The 24,974-nt window shown below is 40.7% G+C and carries 21 protein-coding genes; 7 read left to right on the top strand and 14 right to left on the bottom strand.

Annotated elements, in window-relative coordinates; all coding sequences use genetic code 11:
• Positions 1-350 precede the first annotated feature (350 nt).
• Positions 351-779: a hypothetical protein gene (locus V7K15_RS12625; RefSeq protein WP_334905842.1), complete on the top strand. Its 429-nt coding sequence runs from the start codon at positions 351-353 to the stop codon at positions 777-779.
• A 46-nt stretch (positions 780-825) separates the two neighbouring features.
• Here the strand turns inward: V7K15_RS12625 and V7K15_RS12620 are convergent, their stop codons facing one another.
• From V7K15_RS12620 to V7K15_RS12590, 6 genes are all read right to left on the bottom strand, one after another.
• Positions 826-1,629, bottom strand: coding sequence for a prohibitin family protein (locus V7K15_RS12620; protein ID WP_334905841.1), 804 nt, complete (start codon positions 1,627-1,629; stop codon positions 826-828).
• 410 nt (positions 1,630-2,039) lie between these two features.
• Positions 2,040-2,894, bottom strand: coding sequence for a formyltetrahydrofolate deformylase (purU, locus tag V7K15_RS12610; RefSeq protein ID WP_334905839.1), 855 nt, complete (start codon positions 2,892-2,894; stop codon positions 2,040-2,042).
• Positions 2,895-2,920: 26 nt separating this feature from the next.
• Positions 2,921-3,544, bottom strand: coding sequence for a DUF4340 domain-containing protein (locus V7K15_RS12605; RefSeq protein ID WP_334905838.1), 624 nt, complete (start codon positions 3,542-3,544; stop codon positions 2,921-2,923).
• A 193-nt stretch (positions 3,545-3,737) separates the two neighbouring features.
• On the bottom strand, positions 3,738-5,444 hold the full coding sequence (locus V7K15_RS12600; protein WP_334905837.1) for a GldG family protein: 1,707 nt from the start codon (positions 5,442-5,444) through the stop codon (positions 3,738-3,740).
• A gap of 372 nt (positions 5,445-5,816) precedes the next feature.
• On the bottom strand, positions 5,817-6,629 hold the full coding sequence (locus V7K15_RS12595; RefSeq protein ID WP_334905836.1) for an ABC transporter permease: 813 nt from the start codon (positions 6,627-6,629) through the stop codon (positions 5,817-5,819).
• Positions 6,630-7,640 carry an ABC transporter ATP-binding protein gene (locus tag V7K15_RS12590; protein ID WP_334905835.1) on the bottom strand — a complete coding sequence of 337 codons (1,011 nt, stop codon included), beginning with the start codon at positions 7,638-7,640 and terminating at the stop codon, positions 6,630-6,632. It abuts the gene before it with no gap.
• A gap of 157 nt (positions 7,641-7,797) precedes the next feature.
• Here V7K15_RS12590 and V7K15_RS12585 point away from each other — a divergent pair, with 157 nt between their 5' ends.
• The 3 genes from V7K15_RS12585 to V7K15_RS12575 all read left to right on the top strand — a co-directional run bounded on the left by V7K15_RS12585 (position 7,798) and on the right by V7K15_RS12575 (position 9,572).
• Entirely contained in the window at positions 7,798-8,127 is a 330-nt protein-coding gene (locus tag V7K15_RS12585; protein ID WP_334905834.1) for a flavoredoxin, read from the top strand.
• Positions 8,128-8,140: 13 nt separating this feature from the next.
• Positions 8,141-8,401, top strand: a complete 261-nt coding sequence (locus V7K15_RS12580; protein WP_334905833.1) for a hypothetical protein — start codon at positions 8,141-8,143, stop codon at positions 8,399-8,401.
• A gap of 247 nt (positions 8,402-8,648) precedes the next feature.
• Positions 8,649-9,572, top strand: coding sequence for a pentapeptide repeat-containing protein (locus tag V7K15_RS12575; protein WP_334905832.1), 924 nt, complete (start codon positions 8,649-8,651; stop codon positions 9,570-9,572).
• A 138-nt stretch (positions 9,573-9,710) separates the two neighbouring features.
• Here the strand turns inward: V7K15_RS12575 and V7K15_RS12570 are convergent, their stop codons facing one another.
• The 3 genes from V7K15_RS12570 to V7K15_RS12560 form a co-directional block, all read right to left on the bottom strand.
• Entirely contained in the window at positions 9,711-11,447 is a 1,737-nt protein-coding gene (locus V7K15_RS12570) for a diflavin flavoprotein (protein ID WP_334905831.1), read from the bottom strand.
• A 127-nt stretch (positions 11,448-11,574) separates the two neighbouring features.
• Positions 11,575-12,087: a phosphate-starvation-inducible PsiE family protein gene (locus tag V7K15_RS12565; protein ID WP_334905830.1), complete on the bottom strand. Its 513-nt coding sequence runs from the start codon at positions 12,085-12,087 to the stop codon at positions 11,575-11,577.
• Positions 12,088-12,184: 97 nt separating this feature from the next.
• Positions 12,185-13,915, bottom strand: a complete 1,731-nt coding sequence (locus V7K15_RS12560) for a diflavin flavoprotein (RefSeq protein WP_334905829.1) — start codon at positions 13,913-13,915, stop codon at positions 12,185-12,187.
• 218 nt (positions 13,916-14,133) lie between these two features.
• Between V7K15_RS12560 and V7K15_RS12555 the strand changes: the two genes are divergently transcribed.
• Positions 14,134-15,141, top strand: a complete 1,008-nt coding sequence (locus V7K15_RS12555) for a 1-aminocyclopropane-1-carboxylate deaminase/D-cysteine desulfhydrase (protein WP_334905828.1) — start codon at positions 14,134-14,136, stop codon at positions 15,139-15,141.
• Between the two features lie 264 nt (positions 15,142-15,405).
• On the opposite strand, the gene V7K15_RS12550 is transcribed toward V7K15_RS12555, so the two are convergent.
• Both V7K15_RS12550 and V7K15_RS12545 read right to left on the bottom strand, forming a co-directional pair.
• Positions 15,406-16,701 carry a sensor histidine kinase gene (locus V7K15_RS12550; RefSeq protein ID WP_334905827.1) on the bottom strand — a complete coding sequence of 432 codons (1,296 nt, stop codon included), beginning with the start codon at positions 16,699-16,701 and terminating at the stop codon, positions 15,406-15,408.
• Positions 16,698-19,094, bottom strand: a complete 2,397-nt coding sequence (locus V7K15_RS12545; protein WP_334905826.1) for a hybrid sensor histidine kinase/response regulator — start codon at positions 19,092-19,094, stop codon at positions 16,698-16,700. Before V7K15_RS12545 ends, V7K15_RS12550 begins: the two co-directional genes overlap by 4 nt.
• Before the next feature lie 290 nt (positions 19,095-19,384).
• Between V7K15_RS12545 and V7K15_RS12540 the strand changes: the two genes are divergently transcribed.
• Positions 19,385-19,546 carry a hypothetical protein gene (locus tag V7K15_RS12540; protein ID WP_334905825.1) on the top strand — a complete coding sequence of 54 codons (162 nt, stop codon included), beginning with the start codon at positions 19,385-19,387 and terminating at the stop codon, positions 19,544-19,546.
• A gap of 92 nt (positions 19,547-19,638) precedes the next feature.
• On the opposite strand, the gene V7K15_RS12535 is transcribed toward V7K15_RS12540, so the two are convergent.
• Positions 19,639-19,899, bottom strand: a complete 261-nt coding sequence (locus V7K15_RS12535; protein ID WP_334905824.1) for a hypothetical protein — start codon at positions 19,897-19,899, stop codon at positions 19,639-19,641.
• A gap of 360 nt (positions 19,900-20,259) precedes the next feature.
• On the opposite strand from V7K15_RS12535, the gene V7K15_RS12530 reads away from it, so the two are divergent.
• Positions 20,260-22,329: a tetratricopeptide repeat protein gene (locus V7K15_RS12530; protein ID WP_334905823.1), complete on the top strand. Its 2,070-nt coding sequence runs from the start codon at positions 20,260-20,262 to the stop codon at positions 22,327-22,329.
• A 48-nt stretch (positions 22,330-22,377) separates the two neighbouring features.
• Here the strand turns inward: V7K15_RS12530 and V7K15_RS12525 are convergent, their stop codons facing one another.
• Together V7K15_RS12525 and V7K15_RS12520 are read right to left on the bottom strand one after the other, a co-directional pair.
• Positions 22,378-23,145 (bottom strand): hypothetical protein, encoded by a 768-nt coding sequence (locus tag V7K15_RS12525; RefSeq protein WP_334905822.1) that lies wholly within the window; start codon positions 23,143-23,145, stop codon positions 22,378-22,380.
• A gap of 117 nt (positions 23,146-23,262) precedes the next feature.
• Positions 23,263-24,807, bottom strand: a complete 1,545-nt coding sequence (locus V7K15_RS12520) for a DUF1565 domain-containing protein (RefSeq protein WP_334905843.1) — start codon at positions 24,805-24,807, stop codon at positions 23,263-23,265.
• Positions 24,808-24,974: the final 167 nt, after the last annotated feature.

The raw sequence follows: 24,974 nt of genomic DNA, 5'->3' as shown, positions 1-24,974 counted from the left end.
ATCGCTACACGTTATGATAAGCGAGCAATAAACTTTCTTGGTGCAATTTATCTTGCTGCTACTGTTATCTGGCTTAATTGATGACACGCCCTAGGAAATAACTGCATAAATAATAATAATCCGGGCATAACCTCTACACGCCCTCAACTGCTTGATATAATGTTTACCATATCATTTATTTGCGTCTAGTTGCTCAAATAAAAATCTTTCCGTTGTGCATATATAATTTATCGATACAACAAATTTACGTATAATTCCTTAAACTAGGCAATTCCAACTTCTATTTATCCCTGGACTTTTTGGACTTTTTGTTATAAAGTACGGTTAGTTGATAGAATTAATGTACAAGTATGAACGAGATCAAAAAGAGTGGTCAAGAGTTGTTATCGCAAACTCCAGAAAATTTACCTAAAACATTATTGCAGAAGCTCAGAGGTGGATTTTTCTTAGTGATTGGATATTTATTGTCACCATTATGCTGGTGGAATGATCTAGTGTTCAATTTACCAATTGCTTATTTTTTCGGTTATATTTGTAGTCTTTTTGCTCCTAAATTACTTATGCCTTGCGTGATCATTGGTTACTGGCTATCTAACATTATTGGTATTCTGTTGATGCAAGCAGGTGCAATCGATATATTCCAAAAACAAAACCAAGAAGACAACTTAAAAAAAGAACTATTGACAGGCTTAGTCTCTTCAACCGCTTATACCTTTTTGATTCTGATATTAATTCAGTTTAAAATTCTCGATAGTCCTAGTTTCTTTTCTGGTAATTAACAAAAAAAAACAGTCTCCAGTACTGGGTTATTGCATTATAAGCAAATTACTTCAATTTTAAAATCTCACTTGTATTTAAAAAATTTGGTGTATCCTTTGTCACAATTAAAGGTAATTTACCATCCCATTTTTCTATTGCCTGCCTTGTCAAAATTTCATTGGTCAAACTATCATGTAGTAATCTGTTTATTTCTGCTTCTCCCTTAGCTAAATTAACCTTAGCTTCGGCTTGTTTTGCTGCTTTCAGCGCGATAAAATCTGCTTGTTTGGCATCTTGTTCTGCAATTTGTTTTGCTTCAACTGCTTCACTGAACTTATCTGAAAAGTTGACATGAACCAGTGAAATATCATCAACAGCAATATGATAGTCATGCAATATTGCTGTTAATGTATCATCAACTTCAGATTTTACTTCTCCTCGTTTAGTAACTATTTCTTCTGTCGTATACCTGGCTATAACTGCTTTCAAAACTTCCTCTACCGCCGGATTAATAATTTTTTCAACTATATCTTTTTCATCACCAATTTCTTGAAAAATTATATTGGTTTCTTCAGGTATAACGTGCCAGTTTAATACTACATCTGTAAATACATCTTGTAAATATTTAGAAGAAGCTTCAGCAGAGACTTCTTGTTTTTGAACTCTCACACTGATTCTTTTGACTGTATTGGCAATGGGAATTATAATATGTATTCCTTCGCCTAATACTGTTTTCTGTACCTCGCCAAACTGCATTAACACCCCACGTTCTCCAGCATTTACAACTACAAAAGGTGTCAGTAAAATTGTGATTAAAAATAAAAGTGCTGTGATTTTACCAGGATTATTTGTGAATTTAATTTGTTTCATATTTACCAAGGCAATGGCTATACCATTTTGGCAATTTATTAATGAGTATTAATGATAATACATTAAATCGATAGAGATAGTCAAATTTATAAAAAATTTATGTGAGTATGCCAGACTTTTTAAGTGTAAATGCTTAAAATTACTTGGAATCGGAATTAAATTTTATCGTGTATACTCAAATACTTATTAGTCATATAGGAATCAGATTTGATTTTTGAAACAAACTACGAGATAATACTTATACCACTTAATTGATCTAAATTGGTGCAATATTCCCAAGAAAATTTGTACTTAATGTGTTCCCATAAACGTTCAATGGGATTAAGCTCTGGGCTATTGGCAGGCTGAAAAATTGGAATAACATTATCAGGCCATTTTAAGTCCAAAGATTCGTTCGGATATAAATAAAATCACTCAAATACTACTGTCCTATTTCCATAGACTAATACACGATTTTGCAAGTGCGATCGCACCGCTCTTGCTAATACAACTCTCTCCAAATCTTTGCCTTTTCTCACCAAATCATCAACTTCATCACGGTGACTAACTCGCACCACATCTTGTTCAATAATTGGGCCTGCATCTAAATCAGCAGTGGCATAATGAGCAGTTGCACCAATAATTTTTACCCCACGTTCAAAAGCTCGATGATAAGGATTAGCTCCGATAAAAGCTGGTAAAAATGAATGATGAATATTGATAATTTGCGGAAATTGACTAATAAAATCTGCACTAACAATCTGCATATATTTCGCCAATACAACTAAATCTATTTTGTACTGGCGTAGTAATTCTAGTTGTTGGGCTTCCTGTTCTGATTTATTATCTTTACTGATGGGAATGTGCTGGAAGTCGATATTAAATTGCTCTGCCACTACCTTTAAATTAGAATGGTTACTAATAATTAAAGGAATCTCTCCAACAAACTCTTTAGCGCGTTGTCGCCAAATCAAGTCAAATAGACAATGATCTTGCCGACTTACCCAAATAGCAATGCGTGGTACTGTATCAGAAAAACGTATTTCCCACTTAGCGCCTAAAGGTTGTGCGATCGCATTAAATGCAGGGGCAATAAATTCTCGCGGTAAATTGAACCCATCTAATTGCCATTCAATGCGCGTGAGAAATAACCCAGCAGCAAAGTCTGTATGCTGATCTGCATGGATAATATTACCACCATTAGAATAGATGAAATTGGCAAATTTCGCCACGAGTCCCCGTTGATCGGGGCAGGAAATCAGCAATGTTGCTGTTGGATTTGTCATAATAATATCACCAGATTTTAAATTAATTATTTGCTGTTTTTCGGAGTTGGTAAAGGCGTGCTGAGTCCAGGTAGTTTCTGACTATTATCTACAGGTTGCTTCCACTCTGATAGTTCCCGATTCACGGCATTTGCAAAATCTGTAGATACCAACAGCACATTTATATTGCCATCGGGTTTAGCAGCAGGGTCAGTTAGAGCATACAAGAAATGACCGTTAAAGTTAGATTTTCCCAAAAGCAACTGATGGCTTTGGCGGTTTTTTAGGGTGATATTGATAGTTGCTTGGGGTTGATCTAAAGCAAATTCTCCAAGCTCTTTTGCTGGAGTTGATAAAGTGCGATCGCTCTTACCTTTGACCAATAAATCCATCAAATAAGAAACAATAGCATCATTTGCTGGGGCTGATATCGGAGATTTAATTAACCACTTGGGATTACTAGATTCAGGACTACGTTTCAGATTCAGGGTGAGTTTTTTTGTCTTAACTGTTAAAGACTGCACATCATCTGCTGCAAAAGAGAAAATTTGCTGCTTTTGCTCCTTATTTTCTTCTCGCACAGTTGCACCTCGAATTTCATAGAAGTAAACAAAACCACCTAAAGCTAGCGCTAGCAGTATCAAAATTAAAGTCGTTCGTGGCAATTTCATTTTTTAATCATTGGCTAAACAGGGCATTGGTGAAAAGTTAATATTTATAGCGGTTCTCAGTTGAGTGAGGTACAAGAACCCCACCCCCAACCCCCTCCCCGCAAGCGAGGAGGGGGCTATGATGTACCTCATCTGATTAGTAAACGTTATATTTATAACTCCTAATCCTAACTCCTAACTCCTAACTCACTTCTTACCGTCGTTTCCACCAGATAATAACTGCGATCGCAAACCCAATTAAGGGTAAAACCAACAAAGACGACAATATTAAAAGATTCGCTTGGGTAGTTGTCAAGGTTATTCGACGGTTTTTCGGTTCTTTGGGGCGAATAGAAAGGGGTTGCTTCTCCTGTTGACTCAGCCAAGTAACTGAGTTGAGAAATACATCTCCATTTAGTTGCTGTTGAAATAAGCCATCGGTGGCGAAGCTAGAATTTCCTAAGACCACTAACCGCGACTCGGTAGCTGTTTGAGATGAGGGAGTGGGGGTAGTTTTGCCTTGGGTGGTTGGTGATGGTAGGGGTGAAGCTTGCGGAGTTTTGGGTGAAGGTGAAGGAGTAGGGCTAGCTTTGCTTTGGGTGGTTGGTGATGGTAGGGGTGAAGGTGTCGGTGAAGCTTGGGGAGTGGAAGTAGATTTAGCTGCTTGTTTTCTGGTTAAGGCTACGCCCAAGGTCAGAGGCCCTTTGAGGTCTTTATCTGCATTAAACTCCAATTTTTCGCTTTTAAGGTCGCTTTCTGCCCAACTGTTGGGATAGGGTTTGGTTCGCAGCAGTGGAGTAGCTTCGACACCAGGCACAGAGGTAATTTCCAGTGGTCGGGCAATCGGATAAAAAGAATTACCGTTAGCGAAATCTTTGGTAATCGGATGTTGTCCGTATTCTGTCACTAAGGGCGCAGCAGGGCCAAGCCCCACGACGCTTTCCCCAGAAACATCGACTGCTAAACGATTATCCAGACGAACACCCCACTCTTGTAGCAAGGTGTTAAGTTTGGGATCGGTATTGGGATCAATCATCAGCAGTAAGTTACCACCCCGATTCAGATATTCTTGCAAGGCTTTGACTTCACCCTCAAACAACCCTCGTTTGGGGCCAGCTACTATTACGACAGCCGCATCTTCAGGAACTTTGGAAATTTCTGCTAGATTCAGGGGTGCTGTTGTAAAGCTTTTGTCACCTAATCCCTGAACTGCTTGTGATATTGCATCTTTACCAGCTGAAAGTTGGCGTTCGCCATGACCTTGGAGTAAGTAAACTTTGGCTGTGGTTGAATTTGTTAGTTGTTGCAGGCGACTAGTTAATCTGACTTCGGACAAGCGCTGATTTTCATTTACTGTTTGTACTAATTGCCGTTTATCCCCAGATTCTAGGTAAACTTCCCCATAATCTTTAACGCCAAACTTTTCTGCAAGTCCCGGTCTAGCTTGGGGGTCGATGTACTCATATTTAAATTTTGAGCTTTGCCGTTGATAATTTTCTAGCAGTTCTCGGTCTTGGGGATTCTGGCTAATATCAAACACCCACACCTTAACTGGCTGTGGTAGGGCATTCACCAATTGCCGTGACTGGGGCGCAAGGGTAAACAATTGAGTTTCTGTTAAGTCTGATCGCAAGTGATAGCGAGTTCCCAAAAAGTTAATCAATCCCAAAATTGCTAATACTGCCAGAGTTGCTACTAGGGCATTAGTCCCAGCTTGGGTAGAACGACGCCTCCACCAGTTAGTTTGGTAGCTTTGCCATATTATCCACAACCCACTGATCACAATTCCTGTAATTATGAATGCTAATGGAATTAATCCCCACTGTTCAGAGACTAATCCAACTGTTAAGCCGACAGTAATTAGGAACGGGCCAAACCAAAATAGATATTTCCACAGTTTCTTTTTTGCAACTATCTTCATATAATTTGTCATTTGTCATTGGTCGTTGGTCATTTGTAAAAAACTAGTGATATCATGTCCGCTTGATTGCTTATTAAACCCGAAGAACCCCACCCCCAACCCCGTCCCCGCAGGCGAGGAGGGGGCTATGATGTACATTATCTGATTTGGAAACGCTATATACTAAAAACGGCTGATTCCTGGACTTTTGCCTGGGCAAAGAAAATTTTGCCTGTTAATCTCTTAGCGATTTTAAAAGTAAAACTCCAACCCGTTTGTAGTATAAATGCAATCAAAATAATCATTAACGAACTAGCACCCAAATTAAACTCCTACCTAAACTCAATTGGCAATGTACCAAATGATAAATGACCAATGACAAATGACTAATAATTACTGCCTTTGAAAGCGCAGTGCATCAATCGATTGAGCGGTGAGAAAGATGCCCAAAAAAATGTAACTGGCGAATAAAATTAAGGCGCTGGTATCAAAAATACCTTGAATTAAAGTGTTGTAATGTTTCAGTAATGACAGATAACCTAATGCTTCACCCACGGGGCCAGGGATAATTTTGCCGATTAAATCAATCAATAACAATAATAAGATTACTGCAAAGGTGAGAACGGCAGACAGAATTGTGCTGTCTGTTAACGAGGAAATAAACATTCCTACAGATAAAATTGCTGCTGCTAGCAAGATTAATCCCAAATGACCCAGCAAGGGAATTGAAAGCGTCATTGGTGGATTTGAACCACTGATTGCGATCGCTTCCAACACTAGCATCGGTACAACCATCGTGGTAAAAAATGTGATCACGCCTAATAATTTACCTAAAGCTACCGCCCAATTGGTGATTGGTGATGTGGCTAAAAGTTCTAAAGTGCCGCGCTTACGTTCTTCGGCATAGAGTCCCATTGAGAGAATTGGCAAGATAAACAACAATAGCCACCCCATACGATCCAAAAATGCTCGCACAAATTCGTAGGGGACATCTATCAGTGGTACTGGTACTCCCTGTTGTTGTCCTTGTAAATCTATTGCCGCGACTCCGGTTAAAATGCCATCTGGCCCCAGCAAAATCATCACGAAGAATAACCCCGCGATGAACCAAAATATGCCTGCGATCGCATAAGCCAAAGGTGATACAAAATAACTCTGTAACTCTCGGCGATAAATGGCAATAATATTACTCAGCACTACACCCATTTACGCTGCCTCTCCTTCGTTGTCTGCTGCTAAGTCTACCTCAGTCTCGAAATTCTTTTCTTCTGTGGTCAGTTGCAAGAATACATCTTCTAAGGTGGCGTTAACACGCCGCAGTTCATGTAAACCGAATCCTGCACGTACTAATGTTGTGGCAATATCGCGTCCTGGTTCTTTTCCCGGTTGCGATATCACCCGCAGATAAGCGCGGTTTTCCTGGGGTTGATGACTATGCATTCCGGCTGTCGGAATTGATTCTACCAGACTCACACCCGCGACTTTTTGCAATACCTGTTTCGCTAGAGCTGCTTCTCCTTCTATTTCCAATTCATACCCTGAGCCACCTGTCAACTGGGTCATCAAGTTTTCGGGTGTATTAGTTGCCACAACTTTACCGCGATTGATGATGGCGACGCGGCTACAAGTCATGCTTACTTCTGGCAGAATGTGCGTGGAAAGAATAATTGTGTGAGTCCCAGCGAGGCTTTTAATTAAATTCCGCACCTCAATTATTTGTCGAGGATCGAGTCCGACGGTGGGTTCATCCAAAATGATCGCTGGTGGATCGTGGACGATCGCTTGAGCAATTCCTACCCTTTGGCGATATCCTTTAGAGAGTTTGCGAATAATCACTCGCCGCTTATCTTCTAAATTACAGCGTTCGATGGCGGCTGTGACTTTATTGGTGCGATCGCCTGCTGATACTCCCTTAATTCGGGCGACAAAATGCAAAAATCCCTCCACCGTCATTTCTGGATATAACGGCGGTGTTTCGGGTAAATAACCAATTCGTTGGCGTACAGCGAGGGAATTCTCATGGACATCATAACCAGCAATCCGCGCATTACCATTTGTTGCCGGTAAATAACCAGCCAGAATCCGCATGGTTGTGGTTTTACCAGCCCCATTAGGGCCGAGAAGCCCTAAAATTTCCCCAGGTTCGACGCTAAAAGTGACATCAGTAATCGCTGGGGTAGAGCCGTATATTTTACTTAGATGCTCAACTTCAATCATCGGTATAGTGGCGATCGCACTTTATAGGATATCCAACAATCTTAGATCACGATTTTGGGTATGGAACATGAGGCCAGAACCTAAAGCCAAGAACCTAGATTTTTCGTTTATTTCTGGTAAAGTATAGCGGTTACTGGATTCAAATAAATCTACACTTGTGGAAAAAATTCCAGATGAAGCTTTAGTGGTTCGAGGGGGTCGCAATCTTCCAGAAGATATTAAACGTGGAATAGGAACCCATCCCAGTGGCTTCACAGGAATTTCGGTGGAATGTGCAGTAGGATTGTCAGTAGCACAGTTGGCAGTATGCATTCCTCATGGGCTGGTTGGAGTAACAACAGTGAGTGAAATTCGCTCTTTAGGTGGAGATGTAATCCGAACATCTGGCAGAAGTCCAAATCATGCCACCTTAATTGGCTTAAATCCAGAGCAAGTTAACAGCCTGCTTACGCCCACAATTGCTAACCCAGCAAGGCAAAATTCATAATCGAAAGAAACACATGAGCAGACTCAGAGTCTTTGCAGATTTTCATAATGCTGATGTCGAAGGTCGCTTACGTCTGAATTGCATCGGTACTATTGAGGATTTGGCTAGTCAAAGTATTGAGTTGCAAGACGGTCAGTTACTCACTTTTTACAGCGAAGATTTGGAGGTAGATGGAGTAGTGAAGTATTCTCAGAAGGAAACTATGTGGGTTGCTGTCATTGACTGGAATCAAATTAGGCAAGTAGAAGATTTGGCAATTCAAGCACAGAGCTAAACATTTTTATCAGCTTGGCAAGAAGATGGGTAACTCAATAGTCTAAGGGCTATTTGCCTTAACCAAATGCTTGCGATCGCCCTCAAAACTCGGAACTTGAGTTTCAGAATTTGGAATTTGAGTTTCAAAGATTTACGAACAAAAAGATCCCCGACTTCTTGAAGAAGTCGGGGATCTGAGTCTGTCGGTGTAAGATTGCTATATATCTTAATTTTTTCATAAAAATAACTACAACTAATTATTGAGTATGTATATAAAATTAAAAGTACTAAGTGCATCAGTTATATTAATAAGTTTTCTTTCTGCTTGTACAGATTGTGAGGCTAAAAGAACTTCAAATCCCAATCACATAAAGCAGTTGCTGACAACTAAAAAATGTCCCAAGTGTGATTTAGGTGGTGCAGATTTAACAAATGCTGATTTAGCTGGAGCCGATTTAAGAGAAGCAGAACTGACAAATGCTAAATTAGATGGTGCAAATTTACAAGGGGCTGATTTACGCCAAGCAGAGATGCGATGGACTTGGAATGATAAATCTGATGATCATGGAGAATCTGGATTCTCAGAAATCGGTGATATTGATTTTAGTTGTAATGCAGACTATAAAGTTTCGTTAGAGAAAGTTAACTTACAATCAGCTAACTTTGCTGATACTAATCTCTCTGGCTTATTTATTTCTGATAGTAATCTACGTGCTGCGAATTTAAGTAGTGCTAACTTAAAAAGTACTTTCCTTGCAGATGTAGATTTAGCGGGAGCAAATCTCAACAACGCTAATTTATCTTATGTCACCTTTAGTAATGTCAATCTTCAATCAGCAAACTTACAAAATGCTGATTTAACATATAGTGAATTAACCTTTTTAGACTTAAAAAATATGAATTTTAGTGGTGCTAGATTAAATGTTGCAAAATTACAGGGAGTAGATTTAAGAAGTGCTAACCTCCGTGATGTTGACTTGACTCAAAGTAATGTAGATATAACAGATTTTCGTCATGCTAAAAATATGACCACCGAGCAAATTAAATCGGCAGAAAATTGGCAAGAAGCAGTATACGACGAAAAATTTCGCGCCAAGTTAGGACTACCTGCTTGCAAGTCTAGGTTAGGAGAATATTTTGAGAGACCTTTTATTTTTAGTAAAATTAAGAAAGGATGTTTTCAAAATTAATCAGCTTAAAGCTTGCTACGCGCAACGTGCTGTAGGTAAGATTCGCTAATGCTAAGAAAACAGTAATTCGTAATTTAATTAGTTGGGAACTGGATTCAACAAGTGTCCCCAGTCCCCACTAGCCTTTACTGGTAACTGTTAATAATAGCTGCCAGATTTCCGATGTTCCAAAGCAGTGACACCATCATTTTCCAACACTTCACCGTGATTGATAACGGCATAAATTAACCATCTATCACCACATTCAAGCTGATTTTGCACCGTACATTCTAAATAGGCTAATGCCTCATTTAGAATCAAACAACCATTCAGAGCAGTTTGTGTGGCAAGATTTGCAAAAGGATTATCGCCTAAAGTGCTATGACGAGAAAAATAGCGTCGCACATTTCTGCCTTCTTTGAGGATATTCAGCACAAAATTATCACCAGGATGATGCATTAAATCTGCATTCTGCTCGTTAGCGATCGCAATCATAATTCCTGGCGGGTTAAAAGTTGCCTGAGATATCCAAGAAGTTAAAACGCCTTTGTGAGTTTCTTGATCACGAGTTGTCACAACACATAGAGAACCAATGATCCGCCCCACAGCTTGTTCGGTACGATCTACATGGGTTTCTGTGACAATCTGCCGGGAAGTACGCAGTTTTTTGGTTTTCTTTAAGTTTTGAGCAAAAGAAGCACCTGCTTGTTGACACTGCTGGAGAATCTCAGGAGTAGGGCTGAAACGCACCCGAATTGTTTCAAACCCTAGTTGATAATTAGCATCTTTAAGCTTGCTTTCAAGTAAATCAATTGCCTCTCCACTCCAACCGTAGGAACCAAACACCCCTGCTAACTTAGTTTTAGCCGTTGCGGAGAGAACTATTCCTAAAGCTGTTTGAATTTGAGTCGGTGCATGACCGCCTAAAGTGGGTGAACCGATAATCAAGCCATCACAGGTTTCTACAATGCGGCTAATTTCTGCCGAATCTGCTAGTTCACAGTTAATCGATTCGACATTAATTCCATTTTGAATTAAACCTTGAGCGATCGCATTCGCCAAAGTTGCTGTATTACCATAAGCAGAAGCATAAAGCAAAGCAACACTCAACTCCTGAGATTTTTGCCCTTGACACCATTGACGGTAATCATAAGTAAAACGACTAAGGCTGTAACGAACAACCGGGCCGTGTGCTGGGGCGTAACATCTGCCTCCCAAAACCGATATTTTATCTAAGGCTGCTTCAACTTGTTTGGCTTGGGGCGCATGGAGACATTCAAAATAGTAACGGCGTTCCACATCTAATCCCTTCCAATCTTCATCAAATAAGATATCTTCGCAAATATGAGCGCCAAAAAGTTTGTCTGTGTAGAGAATTTTTGTAGTGGGATCGTAGGTACAAAGTCCATCCGCCCAGCGAGGAGTTGGTACGGTGATAAATGATAGATGATGTTCTTGTCCTAAATCTAAAGTATCTCCCGATCGCACCGCTTGAATACGTGATGCCCATTCGGGAAAGGCGGTTTTTAGAGCATTGGCGGCGGGGCGAGAACAAATTAAAGTAACTTGAGGAACTTGAGAAAGTAATACTTGCAAGGTGGCTCTACGGTTGGGATTGACATGACCGAGAACAATGTAATCTAGGGTGGTAAAGTCTAGATGTTGTGCAAGTTGCTGAAGGTAAATTTCGGTAAAAGATTCACCAGGAGGGTCAATTAAAGCCTTTTTATCAGCTTGAATCAGATAAGAATTCGCCGTAGTTCCTTTTTGGCGGGAATACTCAACCTCAAATTTTAGTCGTTCCCAAGTCCGCGATCGCAGAATCAGAGTATTTTTACCAATTTCAGCAACTTGTACATCTCTAGCATGGCTGGTAGTTAAAGTATTTGCAGACATAATAACCTCTCTTAATAATGGGGCATTGGGCATTGGGCAATTCAATTTTGGATTTTAGATTTTGGATTTTAGATTGAATAAAATCCAAAATCTAAAATCTAAAATTCTTACTCCCCACTCCCTACTCTTAATGACTATTGGTTTGTGTTAATTCAGACTTGGGTCGGCTTCTATAGCGTTTAGATGCTTCTTGTTCCGGGTCGATACCTTCAAAGGTCGGGGGTAGCCAAACTCTGAGGAACAGTAGTATTCCCAGCACTAATAAAAAGGCACAAGTTGCTAAAACTTGACTCCAATTAGTTTCTAGAACACCTTTAACAATTACTTCTCGCAAGGCGGAAACAATAGAGACTTCAACAGCTACCCCAATAGATACTCGATGTTCCTGTAGATAAATAATCAGCAATCGGAATAGCTCAACTAAGATAAGTAAAAACAGAATATCGGCAGTAACAGCATGAAAATCTAGAGGCGGAAGTAGGGAGAGAAACATATCTCTCACCTGAAGCACCATGAAGCTAAATAAACCGATACACAAAGAAATTACAATTATATCTTGGATAAATTCCAAGGAGCGCACGACGCGCCCCCGATTTATTTCGTACATACTAATTGGGGTATTTTCAGGAGATTTATACATAGCTTTTGGGAGACACGATTAATCGCGTATAAGAGTGGGTAGAGACGCGATTAATCGCGTCTGTTGGAGAGCAAGGGGGAAATAACCAATGCCCCATTTAATAATGATTGCCAATTTTACGGTGATGGGCGGCGGTAAGTGCATTTAGCTTGGCAACTCTTCCAGTTTGAACTGTGCTATAAATTACCCAATGATCTCCACAATCCATGCGGCTAGTAATTTCACATTCCATGTAAGCTAAAGCTTCAGCTAAAACGGGCGATTCATTGGTGGCTGGATATGTTTTCACTCCCGCAAAGCGATCTGCACCAGGAGCAAAACGCTTCAAAAAATGTTTCATTAATCCTTGATATTTGCCTTCTTCTAAAACGTTTAAAACAAAGCGATCGCCAACGTGCATCAAGGATTCAATTGCCCGATCTTTGGATACTGCGATCGCTACTCCTAAAGGCTCAAGACTCGCTTGTGTCACCCACGAAGCAAACATTGCACTCTGAATTTCTCCTTTTTTGGCAGTGATAATATACAATCCTGTGCTAATACGCCCTAAAGCTTTTTCTAGCTCGGTATTGATAGATTTAATCTGTTTAATGGTGCGATCGCGTGTCAACCATTGACCCATATCTGTCCCCGCTTCATCACAAAGTTGTTCCGTTGCTTGAGTAGGAATTTCCTTGACTAATATAGGGGGAAAACCTTCAGTTAATCCTAATGCTTGAAACTTATTGCGTAAGGGGTAAACGGGTTCATCTTCTCCCCCTCCTGACTCTAATAAACCAATTGCCTGTTTCTTGTGAACAGCAGCTAAAATCGTACTTAAAGCAGCTTGAGCCATCACAGAAGATTGGGCTGGCATTCCAATTACTAAACCAGAAGCTTGTACAACTAATTCTCGAACTTCTTGAGGCTCGGCACTATTGAGAGCTACTAATTCTACTGCCACGCCTGTTTTCGCGCATCCATGTGCTATGGTACGGACTAAATGTTCGCTATACCCGTAATCTTCAACATAAAATAGAGCTACTAATGTCTCTGTTTTTGCTTGTTCTAAACTCCAGTTTTGATACCGTCCGAGCCATTGGGAAATATAGTGTTGTAATAAAGGGCCATGTCCTGTGGCAACTGTGACTATTTCTAAATTTTCAATCCGTTTTAAAGCTGTCAAAACAGACCGGGCATTAGGCCCCATGAGACAATCATAGTAATATTTAAAATCCTCCTCTATTGAGCTAATATTTTCATCATAGGTATGGTCATCGCAGTAGTGCATCCCAAATACATCACAGGTGTAGAGAGTGGAAGTTTTGTGGTCATAAGTCAAGATTGTGTCAGGCCAGTGTAAGTTAGGTGCAGAGATAAATTCTAATTTGTGTCCGTTGCCTAAATCTAATAGCTCTCCACTTTTCACCTGCATTGATTTAAAAGGCTGGTGAACCATATTTTCTAAAAATTGAATAGCTACTTTAGCACCGACAACAGTAATGGCGGGAGCTAATTCTAAAATATTTTTCACTAAGCCACTGTGATCGGGTTCTGTGTGGCTAATAATCAAGTAATCTATTTTAGTCGGATCAATTAACCCGATCAGTACCTGAAGATAGAGCTGCTCAAACTTCCGGTGAGATGTGTCAACTAAGGCAACTTTTTCTCCCTGAATTAAGAAAGAATTATAAGTCGTCCCATTGCGTAAACCAAACTCGATATCAAAACGTTCTCTATCCCAGTCGAGACAACGGATAGCAGTCGTTTGAGGAGCAATTTCAACAGTTTGAATCGTCAAACGCCCTGAATTGGGAATAACTTGAGTAAGCTGTGTGAGTGAAACCATTTGTTTTCCCCCAAAAAATATTATCTGGAGCGAGTGTTATGTTTCTTATGTTTACCTGAAATACTCAATTAGTAAAATGCCAATTTCTAAAGGTAATCATCAGAAAGATTTATTCTTCATTTGATAGATTTACCATTGAATTACTCAATGTTTATCATTATTTTTTTGCTCAATAATGAATGTGAGAGAATGTAAATTCTAAGTTACAATGTTTACGGATGTCGTTAATCTTTTATCCTCCTCCTCTACAACAAATCAACAGCCAAATCACCCGCAACGCTGGTGTTAATCTGTATGTGCTGCGCCTCGATCTCATGCACCCGTGGGTTAACGGCAACAAGTGGTTCAAGCTGAAATACAATCTTTTGGAGGCTAAGGAGAAAAATTTCACGACGCTGCTTACTTTTGGCGGCGCTTATTCCAATCACATCTATGCAACTGCGGCGGCTGGTAATCTTTTTGGTTTTCGTACCATTGGTGTAATTCGTGGGGAACAGAGGCTACCACTCAACCCGACGCTGAGTTTCGCTCTACAACAGGGTATGCAGCTTGTGTACTTGAACCGCGAGACGTATCGACAGCGCAACACACCAGCGCTACAGGAATATCTGCAACAACGCTTCGGTGAGGTGTTTATCATTCCCGAAGGCGGTAGTAATTTAAATGGTGTGCGCGGCTGCACAGAGATAGTTAGTAATGCGATGCCCTTCTCTACGAGAGGCTACGCCAACGACAGGCTCAGGGTAAGACCTACGGCTGGCTACGCCTACGCATTTGATCATATATGCGTAGCCTGCGGTACGGCTACCACACTGGCTGGTATTACACTATCGTTAGATCATAAGCAAAGAGCGATCGCTTTTCCAGTATTGAAAAATGGGGCTTTTCTCGCCCAAGAAATCGAAAGCTTATTGACAAATTATCTCGCCTCTGGTTTACCTTCGCCATATACCTCTCCGGCTAACTGGGAATTAGTGTGTGATTACCACTTCGGCGGCTATGCAAAGGTGAACGACGAGTTGCTACTGTTTAGCCAGCAGTTCAGAGAGAAACATGGCGTACCCCTCGATTACGTATATACCGCAAAAATGTTTTACGGAGTGATGGATTTACTAAAGCAAGGATTTTTTTGTCAAGGCGATTCATTGCTACTAGTACACACAGGAGGTTTACAGGGTAACATTGGGATAGAAGAGCGATCGCAGGTTAAGCCAAAAACCAGATAGACTGCAATCCGGTTCGCGTAAAACTGTCCAGATCTTATAGCGTTTCCTAGTCTACTGAGGTACATCATAGCCCCCTCATCGCTTGCGGGGAGGGGGTAGGGGGTGGGGTTCTTGTACCTCAGTCAACTGAGAACCGCTATACCAATTATCTTGGCTGGTGAAAAAGAATTGTTTTGACGTAGCAGTGCTACGTCTCTACAAGGGTTCTGGGTAACGCATATTTAATTTCTGGAAATGTCTAATCTAGGTTATACAGATTCTAATTTATCGAATAGGTAATTCAATCACAAACTCTGTGCCCTCACCTTGTGTTGAATGGCAAGTTAGCTTGCCATGATGATTATTAACTATAATTTGGTAAGCAATAGATAAACCTAACCCTGTTCCTTTACCGATGCTTTTTGTTGTGTAGAAAGCATCGAATATTTTTGTCCGCTCTACTTCGCTGATTCCTGAGCCATTGTCTGCAATTCGCAGAATAACTCGTTCTTCAATTAATTCAGTTTGAATCCGAATCACACCAGTATATTGGGAGATTTCCTGAAAGTATTGATTTTTTTGTATTTCTTCAATTGCATCGAGCGCATTGCAAATCAAATTCATAAAGACCTGATTGATTTCGCCTGGATAGCACTCAATAGGTAGCAATTCACCATATTCTTTGATTAGTTGGATTGTCGGACGACGAGCATTTGGTTTAAGTCGATGACCGAGAATGAGTAGCGTACTTTCTAGACCTTCATGTAGGTTAGCCAGTTTCTTGCCTGCTTCTCGGTGCCGAGAGAAGTTATTCAAAGATGACACAATTTCTCTAACGCGATCTGTACCAACTTGCATGGATTGAATAATTTTAGATAAATCATTTAATATGAAGCTAATATCTTTTGTTTTAATAGCATTTTGAATTTCAACAGGTGGGTTGGGCAGATACTTTTGATATAGCTTGAGTAAATTAACAACCTCCTGAACATACTCTTCCACAAAATTTAAGTTGCCAGCTATAAAACCAATCGGATTATTCACCTCATGGGCAATTCCTGCTGTCAGATGGCCCAAGGTTGCTACCTTTTCGGCTTGGATTAGTTGGGTTTGAGCCTGTTGTAATTCGGCGTTTTTGGCAATCAAAGTTTTCGTCAAATTTCTCAGTTTCAGTTGATGCTCTATTCGCAGCAAGACCTCTTCATACTGAAAAGGTTTGGTAATGTAGTCTACGGCTCCCAATTGTAATCCTTTAACTTTATGAGCAGTATCTGAAAGAGCAGTCATAAAAATGATTGGAATATCCTGAATACGAGGATCGCTTTTTAGGTGTTTACAAGTTTCAAAGCCATCCATGCCCGGCATCATTACATCAAGCAAAATTAAATCAGGTAAATGCTCGTCGTCTAATTTTTTAATGGCTTTTTCACCACTACGAGTTGCCCAAACTTCAAAGTTAGATTGATCCAAAAAGCTAGATAAAACTTGTAAGTTAGCAGCGTTATCGTCAACGACTAAAATAATTCCTCTAGCAGGATCGGAAGTCAGGGAATTTTTTTGATTGTCTATTGTCTCTGTCATACTGTTTCTAACCCATATTGAGTCAATAAGTTGAGGATTAAATCTTCGTCAAACTGCCTTGCTAGGTGTCGCAATTTGTTAGCAAATGGAGCGAGATTTGTGTCTTTCTCCTCTAGTTGATCAGCTAATTTGAGAATTGCATTGAAGTTACCTTTACTGGCTAAAATCAGCAGTTCCTGCAATACATCGGGGGAAGGAGGAGTGAATTGATTTAATGGGCTATCAGCCAAAGAGTTTATTCTCTGTTCCTCAGACTGAGACTGTTGGTAAATCCATGCCAAACCTAAGTGGAACTCTAATTGATGCAGTAATTCATCTGCTTGTACAGGTTTGTTCAAAAAAGTGTCACCTCCTGCTTCCAGACTGCGATTTTGGTCAGTTTCAAAGACACTAGCGGAAGAGACGATAATCTTGACATCTGCGATATCTGGGATATCTGGGATATGACGCAGGTGTTGAATTAATTCAAACCCATCCATTTCTGGCATGAACAAATCTGTAATTATCAAGTCTGGTTTAAGAGCGATCGCTTTTTCTAAACCTTCTTTACCGTTGGTAGCTTCAACCACATTAAAACCCAGTGGTTGCAGTAAGTTTGTAATTACTATCCGATTCTCCCAGCGATCGTCTACCATCAGGATGGTGCGCGGGCTACCTTCAAAGCCAATGATTTGTCTCTTTGATACAGCCATCACAGACTGCACCCATTGGCTGGCTTCGGCGATCGCAATCTCAAACCAGAAAGTACTACCTTGACCGATCTGACTCTTAACATGGATATCGCTACCCATCATCTGCACCAACTGCTGAGTAATAGCTAAACCCAACCCTGTCCCTTCGGTCTGACGCTTTTTCTCACCTACTTGTTCAAATGGCAAAAAAATCTTGCCCAACTCGCTGGGAATTATCCCAATTCCGGTATCTTCTACACTGAAACGAATGCAATATTTCACCGTCTGCTGATCAGCAGGAAGTTGCTCGATTACCTCAACCTTGAAAGTAACTTTACCCTCATCTGTAAATTTGATCGCGTTCCCCAGCAGATTCAAGAGAACTTGACGTAATCTTTTGACATCGACATGAACCCCAGTGGGCAAGTTGATCGGGGGTTCATAGACAAACAAAATGCCCTTTTGTTCTGCCCGAATCTGGCAAATTTCCCCGATCGCCTGTAAAAAAGACGGGAAATGCACATCATGAGGATGCAGTTCCAGTTTTCGCGCTTCAATTTTAGAAAGATCCAAAATGTCATTGATTAAAGTCAGCAGATGAGAGCCGCACTGTTCAATAATGTTTACATGATATTGCTGTGGCTCTGGTAAATTTTTAGAACGTAGCAAAATTTGAGCGCAACCCAAAATACCATTCAAGGGCGTTCGCAGTTCATGGCTCATGTTAGCTAAAAATTCGCTCTTAGCATGGTTTGCGGTATCAGCCGCCGCTTTCGACTTTTTCAGTTGAGCCTGTTCAAACGCTTGCACCCTCCACAAGACAGTGATCATCGTCACTGTTAGTCCGCCCAAAATTAAGGCGATAAAATCGAGGAATTGCAGTTGAGATTCAATATTTTCGCGCGGAATTACCAGAGCCACAGACCAATTAGCTTCTCGCAACGGCAGATAGGCAACATAATTTTTAGTGCCGTCAATTTCCATCAACTGAATTCCCTGTTGTTTATTTACCATCCGCTGCGCGATCGCATTTAAATCGCGATCGGGAATTTTCAGCAGGCTGGATGCAGGTTTTTCTAGTGTTGACATTAAAGTTGAGTTAGGATGGATAATCTCTTCTCCTTGGGAATTTAGAGCAAATGCATAGCTGTTTTTGCCGTAACGCAACGAGTTGACAACTTCAACAATGTGATCGACCTTAACGTTGCCGTTGAAGACACCAATTGGTGAACGACTCTGAGAAGAATTTGACCAAATGGGGGTAGCGATCGCAATTAAAGGAATGCCTGTGGAACGGCTGATAAAGGGATCGGAAATGTTGCTTTTTCCGGCTAGTGCTTTTTGAAAGTAGTCTCGATCCTTAATATTCTTATTTGACCGACCAACCATAGTATTAAAATACGAACCATCCGGGGTAGCTATTTGGAAAACGAAAAATTCATTGATCCGGTAAACTTCTGACTTTAAATAAGGTTCTGCTACAGACTGGTCTAAGGAGCGTACAGTTGAAGTATGAGCAAGGGTTTCCACCTCGACTTTACGAACATGCACCCACTCTTCAATTTCATCAACCCCTCTTTGTACCTCTAAAAAAGCTCTTCCTCTCAACTCTTCTAGCGTTATTTTCCGAGCTGTTTGATAGCTAAAATAAGCAGAAATACTCACAATAAGAGTAGTGCCACCGACAAGAAATCGGATCAGTAAATCGTGCGAGGAATGCATTTTGGTGTCAGATAGCCTGGAGTTGGCTCTTATCAAAGGTTCCTTCCTTAAACAATTGGTTCACTAACTAGAAAAAAGGGCTATATTTAGATTGCCCAAAAAATTATTAATAATCACAGCCTTGAATGTTACCCATAGCAAAATAATTAATATATTTATATGGGGATCAGATTTGATTTTTGAAAAAGACTACCAGAGAATACGTAGAAGAAAATCCAATCCAGTTCGGTTAACCCAAAAAATATGACCAGCCTGATTTAGAGATAGTCCTACGCTCTCATCTTATACCTATGATTATTCTTGAATGGTCAAGAGCCGATGCACTTCCTGAACACGCCCTGAGTATTTTTATTGAAGAAAGGGTAAATCTCTTATTAGAGGCTTTGACGCTGAAGTTGGACGGGATTGAATTTAATGTTTTTGATATGGGCAATCGTACAGAGAATATCTAGATAACAAAAAGCGTTCCGCAATTGGGAACGCTATATTTTATTGAATTCTGTTAAGATAATCAATTTAAATTGAAAATTGCTAGTTGCTAAAATCAGGCATGGAGATTTGCTTGTTCCTGTAACCAAGTATCTACAGGCTCTCCATCTTTGCGGCGTAATTCAATTTCCACTATCATCACTTCTTTTGAACCAGGAGGCGCGGGTTTTTTATGGAAAATAATGTCATAATCTTCTGGATTGTGTTTGTGTTCTTTCAACCATTCTTGTACCTTGGTTGTGGCAAAAAATGATTGACCTTGCTCAAACATTCGGGTAATATGCAATTGCAATGTATAAGGATTTAAGCGACCCATTTTCTACCGCCTTTGTTAAGTTAATTTTAGGACAAGTAATCTGCTTACCCTAGATAATCTAATGTTAGTGCGAAGTATCCACACCTGACAGTTCGCGCACAGGTAGAACTTCTAGTTTCAACGCCCTCCCATTTGTAGCAACAAAGTCCGTGTTATAATCAGTAAGCCAAAAAGCATTGTCAAAAACTTGACTGCATTCCCCCACTGAAGTTTTACGTACAATAAGGGACGAGGAGCGGATTAATTAAGGATTGTTCAAGATTTCCCACTGCCTCTACAACATTTCACTACTTAATTCTGTTATAGATTGGAGAGAGGCACGCCGCTTCAAAAACTGACCAACAGACTGAAATGGTTGTTATGAAGAGCAAAAATCAAGCTGTTTTCGCTTTAATTGGAAAAAGCACTATTGTCTTTTTACCCTTACTGTTATGCGCTAGTATTGCCAGCGGACAATCTGCACCATCACTTAAACCAGCAATAACTCCTGCTCCAGTCTTATCGAATCAGGAACGGCAAGAATTAGCACGACTACGAGCCGAAAAGCGAATTCAACAGCAAGTCCAATCTGATTTTAATAGCGCTTTTAGCCGTACAACTATCTTACTCAATATCTGGCTAGTTATATTAAGTATATTTCCAGTCGCAATCATTGCTTTACTTTGGCTATTACGACGGGTGATAATCCGTGAACTTGTTGAAAGAGCAATGCAACAACTACAGGGAATGGAAAAATTACAAAATCAGCTAACCAGCGTTAAGCAAGATGCTGAAAATGTTATTCAATCAGCTAAAAAAATCACTGATGAATTAGAACAGGAAACGGTTGCTTTACAACAAAAAATTAAAAGTGAAGAAGAAAATCTATCTATTTTTACATCGGAGCTAGCTTTAGCTAAAGCACAGGTATTAAGTAGATTAGAAACTGAACTCAAAAAATCTCAAGAAAATATAAAACTTTTAGAGTCAAAATTTGCTTCTGGACTATCTAAGTTAGAGTTTGATGCTCAACAACAAAGAGATATAGCACTGGAGAATCTGGGAAAATTAGCATCCGTCATGGCAGAGGAACTGTCTAATTTAAAGTCAGGTGTGAAACAACAGCAAGAACTTGCGGTTTCTGATTTAGAACTATCAAAGGCTGAGTTCATATCTCAACTTTCTGGATGGCAGTCTGATGCTGAAAAGCAAAAGGATATAGCTTTTGAAAGTTTAACAAAATTGCAGTCAGAATTTGCTGATAAATTATCGGAATTACAGGTGGATGCTCAAAATAAAAAAGAGATCACATTTGAAAGTTTAGGAAAATTAGATAATCAACTGAAGTCTCAATTATCGGAATTACAGATAGATGCTCAGGAACAAAAAAATAAAATTGTTGAGAGTTTAGCAACATTGCAGTCAGAGTTTACTGAACAACTATCAGAATTAAAAACAGATGCTCAAAAGTGCAAAGAGTTAATCATTGACAATTTAGAAAAATCTGGTTCTGAGTTTACTTCGCAATTCTCCGAATTACAATGGAATGCTCAACAGCAAAAGATGATAATTTTGGAGAAGTTAGAAAGATTAGAAACGGAGTTTGTCTCTCAACTCTCTGAGTTACAATTGGATGCCCAAGAAAGAAAGGATCTCATCCTTCAAGAACTAACTGAAATTACACCTGAATCCATCCTAGAGATTGTAAATTCTGAAGTTGAGCAAGAAATACAAGAACAGCCACAACAACCAGAACTCACTGCTGATGAATATGTAAAACAGGCAGATGGGCTGTTTTCTGAAAAGCGCTATGAAGATGCGATCGCAGCTTACAACCAAGCAGTGAAAATCCAACCAGATGAACCTGTGGCTTGGTTAAAACGAGGTCTAACTCTCGGAAGGTTAAAACGCTACAAAGAGGCGATCGCATCCTATGATCGAGCGATTGCGATTCAACCAGATTATCATCAAGCTTGGTGCGATCGCGGCGTTGCTTTCGGAAATTTACAACAGCATCAGCAAGCCTTTGCCTCATTTGACAAAGCTATACAAATCAAAGCTGATGATCCAGTTGCTTGGTTGAATCGCAGTCTTTCCTTAGTAGCATTAGAAGAATACGAAGAAGCAATGGCATCCTTAGAGAAAGCCCTGGAATTCCAACCCAATTCTCCCAAAACCTGGGATAAACGCGGTTATACTTTGGTAAGATTGGGACGCGATGATGAAGCGATCGCTAGTTTTAACAAAGCCTTAGAAATTAAGTCAGATTATGCCAGTGCCTATTACAACAAAGCAGCCTGTTACGCACTGCAAAGACAAGTTGAACTATCTCTGCTAACTCTACAACAAGCAATTGAACTTAATCCCAGGTATAAAGAAGACGCAGCAACTGACCTAGATTTTGATGAGATTGCCGATGATCAGCGCTTTAAGGAGTTAGTGGCAGAGTAAAAACCTAAAAACATTCATTACTACCCCCATTCCCCAGTACAGACGCGATTAATCGTGTCTCTCCTCATTCCCCACAATTCGATTCTGTTCACCAGACATCGCTTTGAGTTTAGATGTAAAAGACTCAGAGCGATCGCTTTTTTCTGGAGTAAATTGTCCGATTGGCGCATGAATAGCAGCAGGTGGAAGCAGCTTTGCCCGTTTATGATGCAATGGTGATGCAGAAGGCGGTGGACTTTCTTGTGAAGTTTGCCTTTGGCTGACAGCAGATGATAGCTGAAGCGTTGCCGAAGAGGCAAATTTCCCAGAAAGCGGAGACTTCAAGACGGTTTGATGATCTCTATCTTCCTGCTTCCCCTCTTCTTCACTCAAAGATGTCTTTGGTTCGGAACTTTTCAGTTGTAGAGTTGCAGTATTAGTGTGTTGATATCCGTTGTGAATCTTAGCTGGTGGTAATTGAGGACTCGTTATTTTTTCTAGAGTCGGGTTTTTCTGGGCTGCTGGTAGGGCTGGTGCAGCCAATGAGGTTAAGCTTTGGGGAAATTTGCTACAAATCATCCGTTCAAATTCCATGTTGAAATGATATGTAGCCTGATCCCGGCGCTGCCAAAATACTAAGATTTGCTGCACGGAAACCCCTTTATAACGACCTTGATATAGTGCCTCAATCACTGCCAGGTGTAGCCAATTAAGGGGGTATTGCGTTTGCCAACGCTCAACTAGCTCATTGGCACTATATCCACTGAGATCGAAACTATAGTTAATTAATAAGGCGATCGCTAAGTTGGCAGATGTGTCTGGAAGTGTTCTTAACATGGGGCTATTAGCTCTAGGCAATAGGTCTCAGAATTGTCACCCATCGCATATTAGCCTAGCGTGCTTTTAACTACATGGTTTTTTTTCACGAGTTACTAAGCCGAGAGGCAGTGTTTCCTATTCTACTTGTGAACTTCTAGAATGCAACCCTACATAGACTGATTTAATCGCAGGTGTTCTCCCAATGGCAACTAACGCTTGATAAATCATCGCTGCAACTTCGGCGCGTGTTGCCGAACGTGAAGGTGCAAGCACTTTCGGATCTGGATAGTTGACAACTATTCCATGTTGTGTAGCAGTGGCAACAGCTATCCGGGCATAGTCGGGAATCCGATGACGATCGCTATATACTTCTAAAACACCGCCATCAGTAGCTGGTAGTCCCAGTCCATTTACTAGGGAGACAATCACCTGTAGCCGTTGGACATTTTGATCGGGGCGGAAAGTGCGATCGCTAAATCCGCCAACAAAGCCACCGCTAGCCGCAATTTGGATCGCGCTATAAGCCCAAAAATCTTTGGGTACGTCTGTAAAATCAGGTGCCGGGACTTTGGGAAGTGGGTTAAAGGCGATCGCCACCAAAGCTGCATACTGGGCGCGAGTCATGGGTTTATCTGGCTGGTAGCTACCATCAGCAAAACCCTGAGTTAAATCCATGCTCACTAATGCCTGAATAAATGGTTCTGCCCAATGTCCATCTAGTTGGGGAGACGCAGGGAGTTTTTGAGAGCGGGATTCTGTCGAGGCGTTAGAGAAACTGGTGCTAACCGCTACTCGATTGCTTGGGATCAATTCGACCAAGCCCTTGACTAGAGAAGGATTTAATTGATTACCTACGGAAACCAGCTTTTGTGTAGTGGCATTGTATAAATCGAATTCACTATTATCACGAAAAATATTATTACCGGGATATTGGGTATTACCTAAATCGGGGATTGCATTCCCATTGACTAATAGACCACCTTGGGTATTTTTGGCAATGAGATTTTGACGTAGCACAGGTTGGGCGTTGCGAGAAAGTGCGATCGCTGTGCCATTTTCTGATAATTTGTTATTGGCGATCGCTGGAGCGGCAAAGTCACTAATTGCGATGCCTAATGGGTTTCTTTGAAATAGATTCCGCAGTACTTCTCCTTGGCTATGACGTGCCATCACTAACCCACTAGCAGTATTTTGCACAAATATATTATCTAAAATTGCGGGTTTGGCAGTACCAGTGGTAAACACACCTTCCCGCCCACAATTGCTCAAAGTATTGTTAGCTAAAGTAGGTGCAGCCGATTCAATCCAGATACCAGTACCTTTGGCTGAGGGATTAGTCACAGTTACACCTAAAAGACTGGCATTATCTACCAAGAGCAGCGTGATATTTTGCATATAAAAGCTGGGACTTTGATACTTGCCACTCCCGGAAATTAAAATCCCTGCACCTTTTTTCGCTTCATTACCCACCACTGTTGCCCCTCCAGGGATGAGCAGTGGGAACACCTCACCACTAGCGGCGCTGTAAGTCCCCGATTCCAGATGAATTATCGTGCGGATTTTGATTACTTTTAAGGCGCGGGTGAGGCTTTTAAACGGACTCAACCGTGAACCAGTATTAGTATCATTCCCTGTCATAGGGTTGACATAGAGTCTGACAACGAGGGTAGAGTTCACCATTGATAGTTGAGAGTCAATTGTTTTAATTATGACAATCATTTGCTCCCCTCTCCCAAAAATGGGAGAGGGGCTGGGGGTGAGGGCAAAACTCATAAAGTCAGAACATTTCAGCTTAAGCTGACACCAATGGCAAAATGCCCACCGTAGAAGATTGGATAATTTATGTG

It is taken from the genome of Nostoc sp. (assembly GCF_036919815.1).
Lineage (GTDB): Bacteria > Cyanobacteriota > Cyanobacteriia > Cyanobacteriales > Nostocaceae > Nostoc.
The sequence above is the reverse complement of the archived record's forward strand: the minus strand, read 5'-3'. Positions and strand labels throughout refer to the sequence as shown.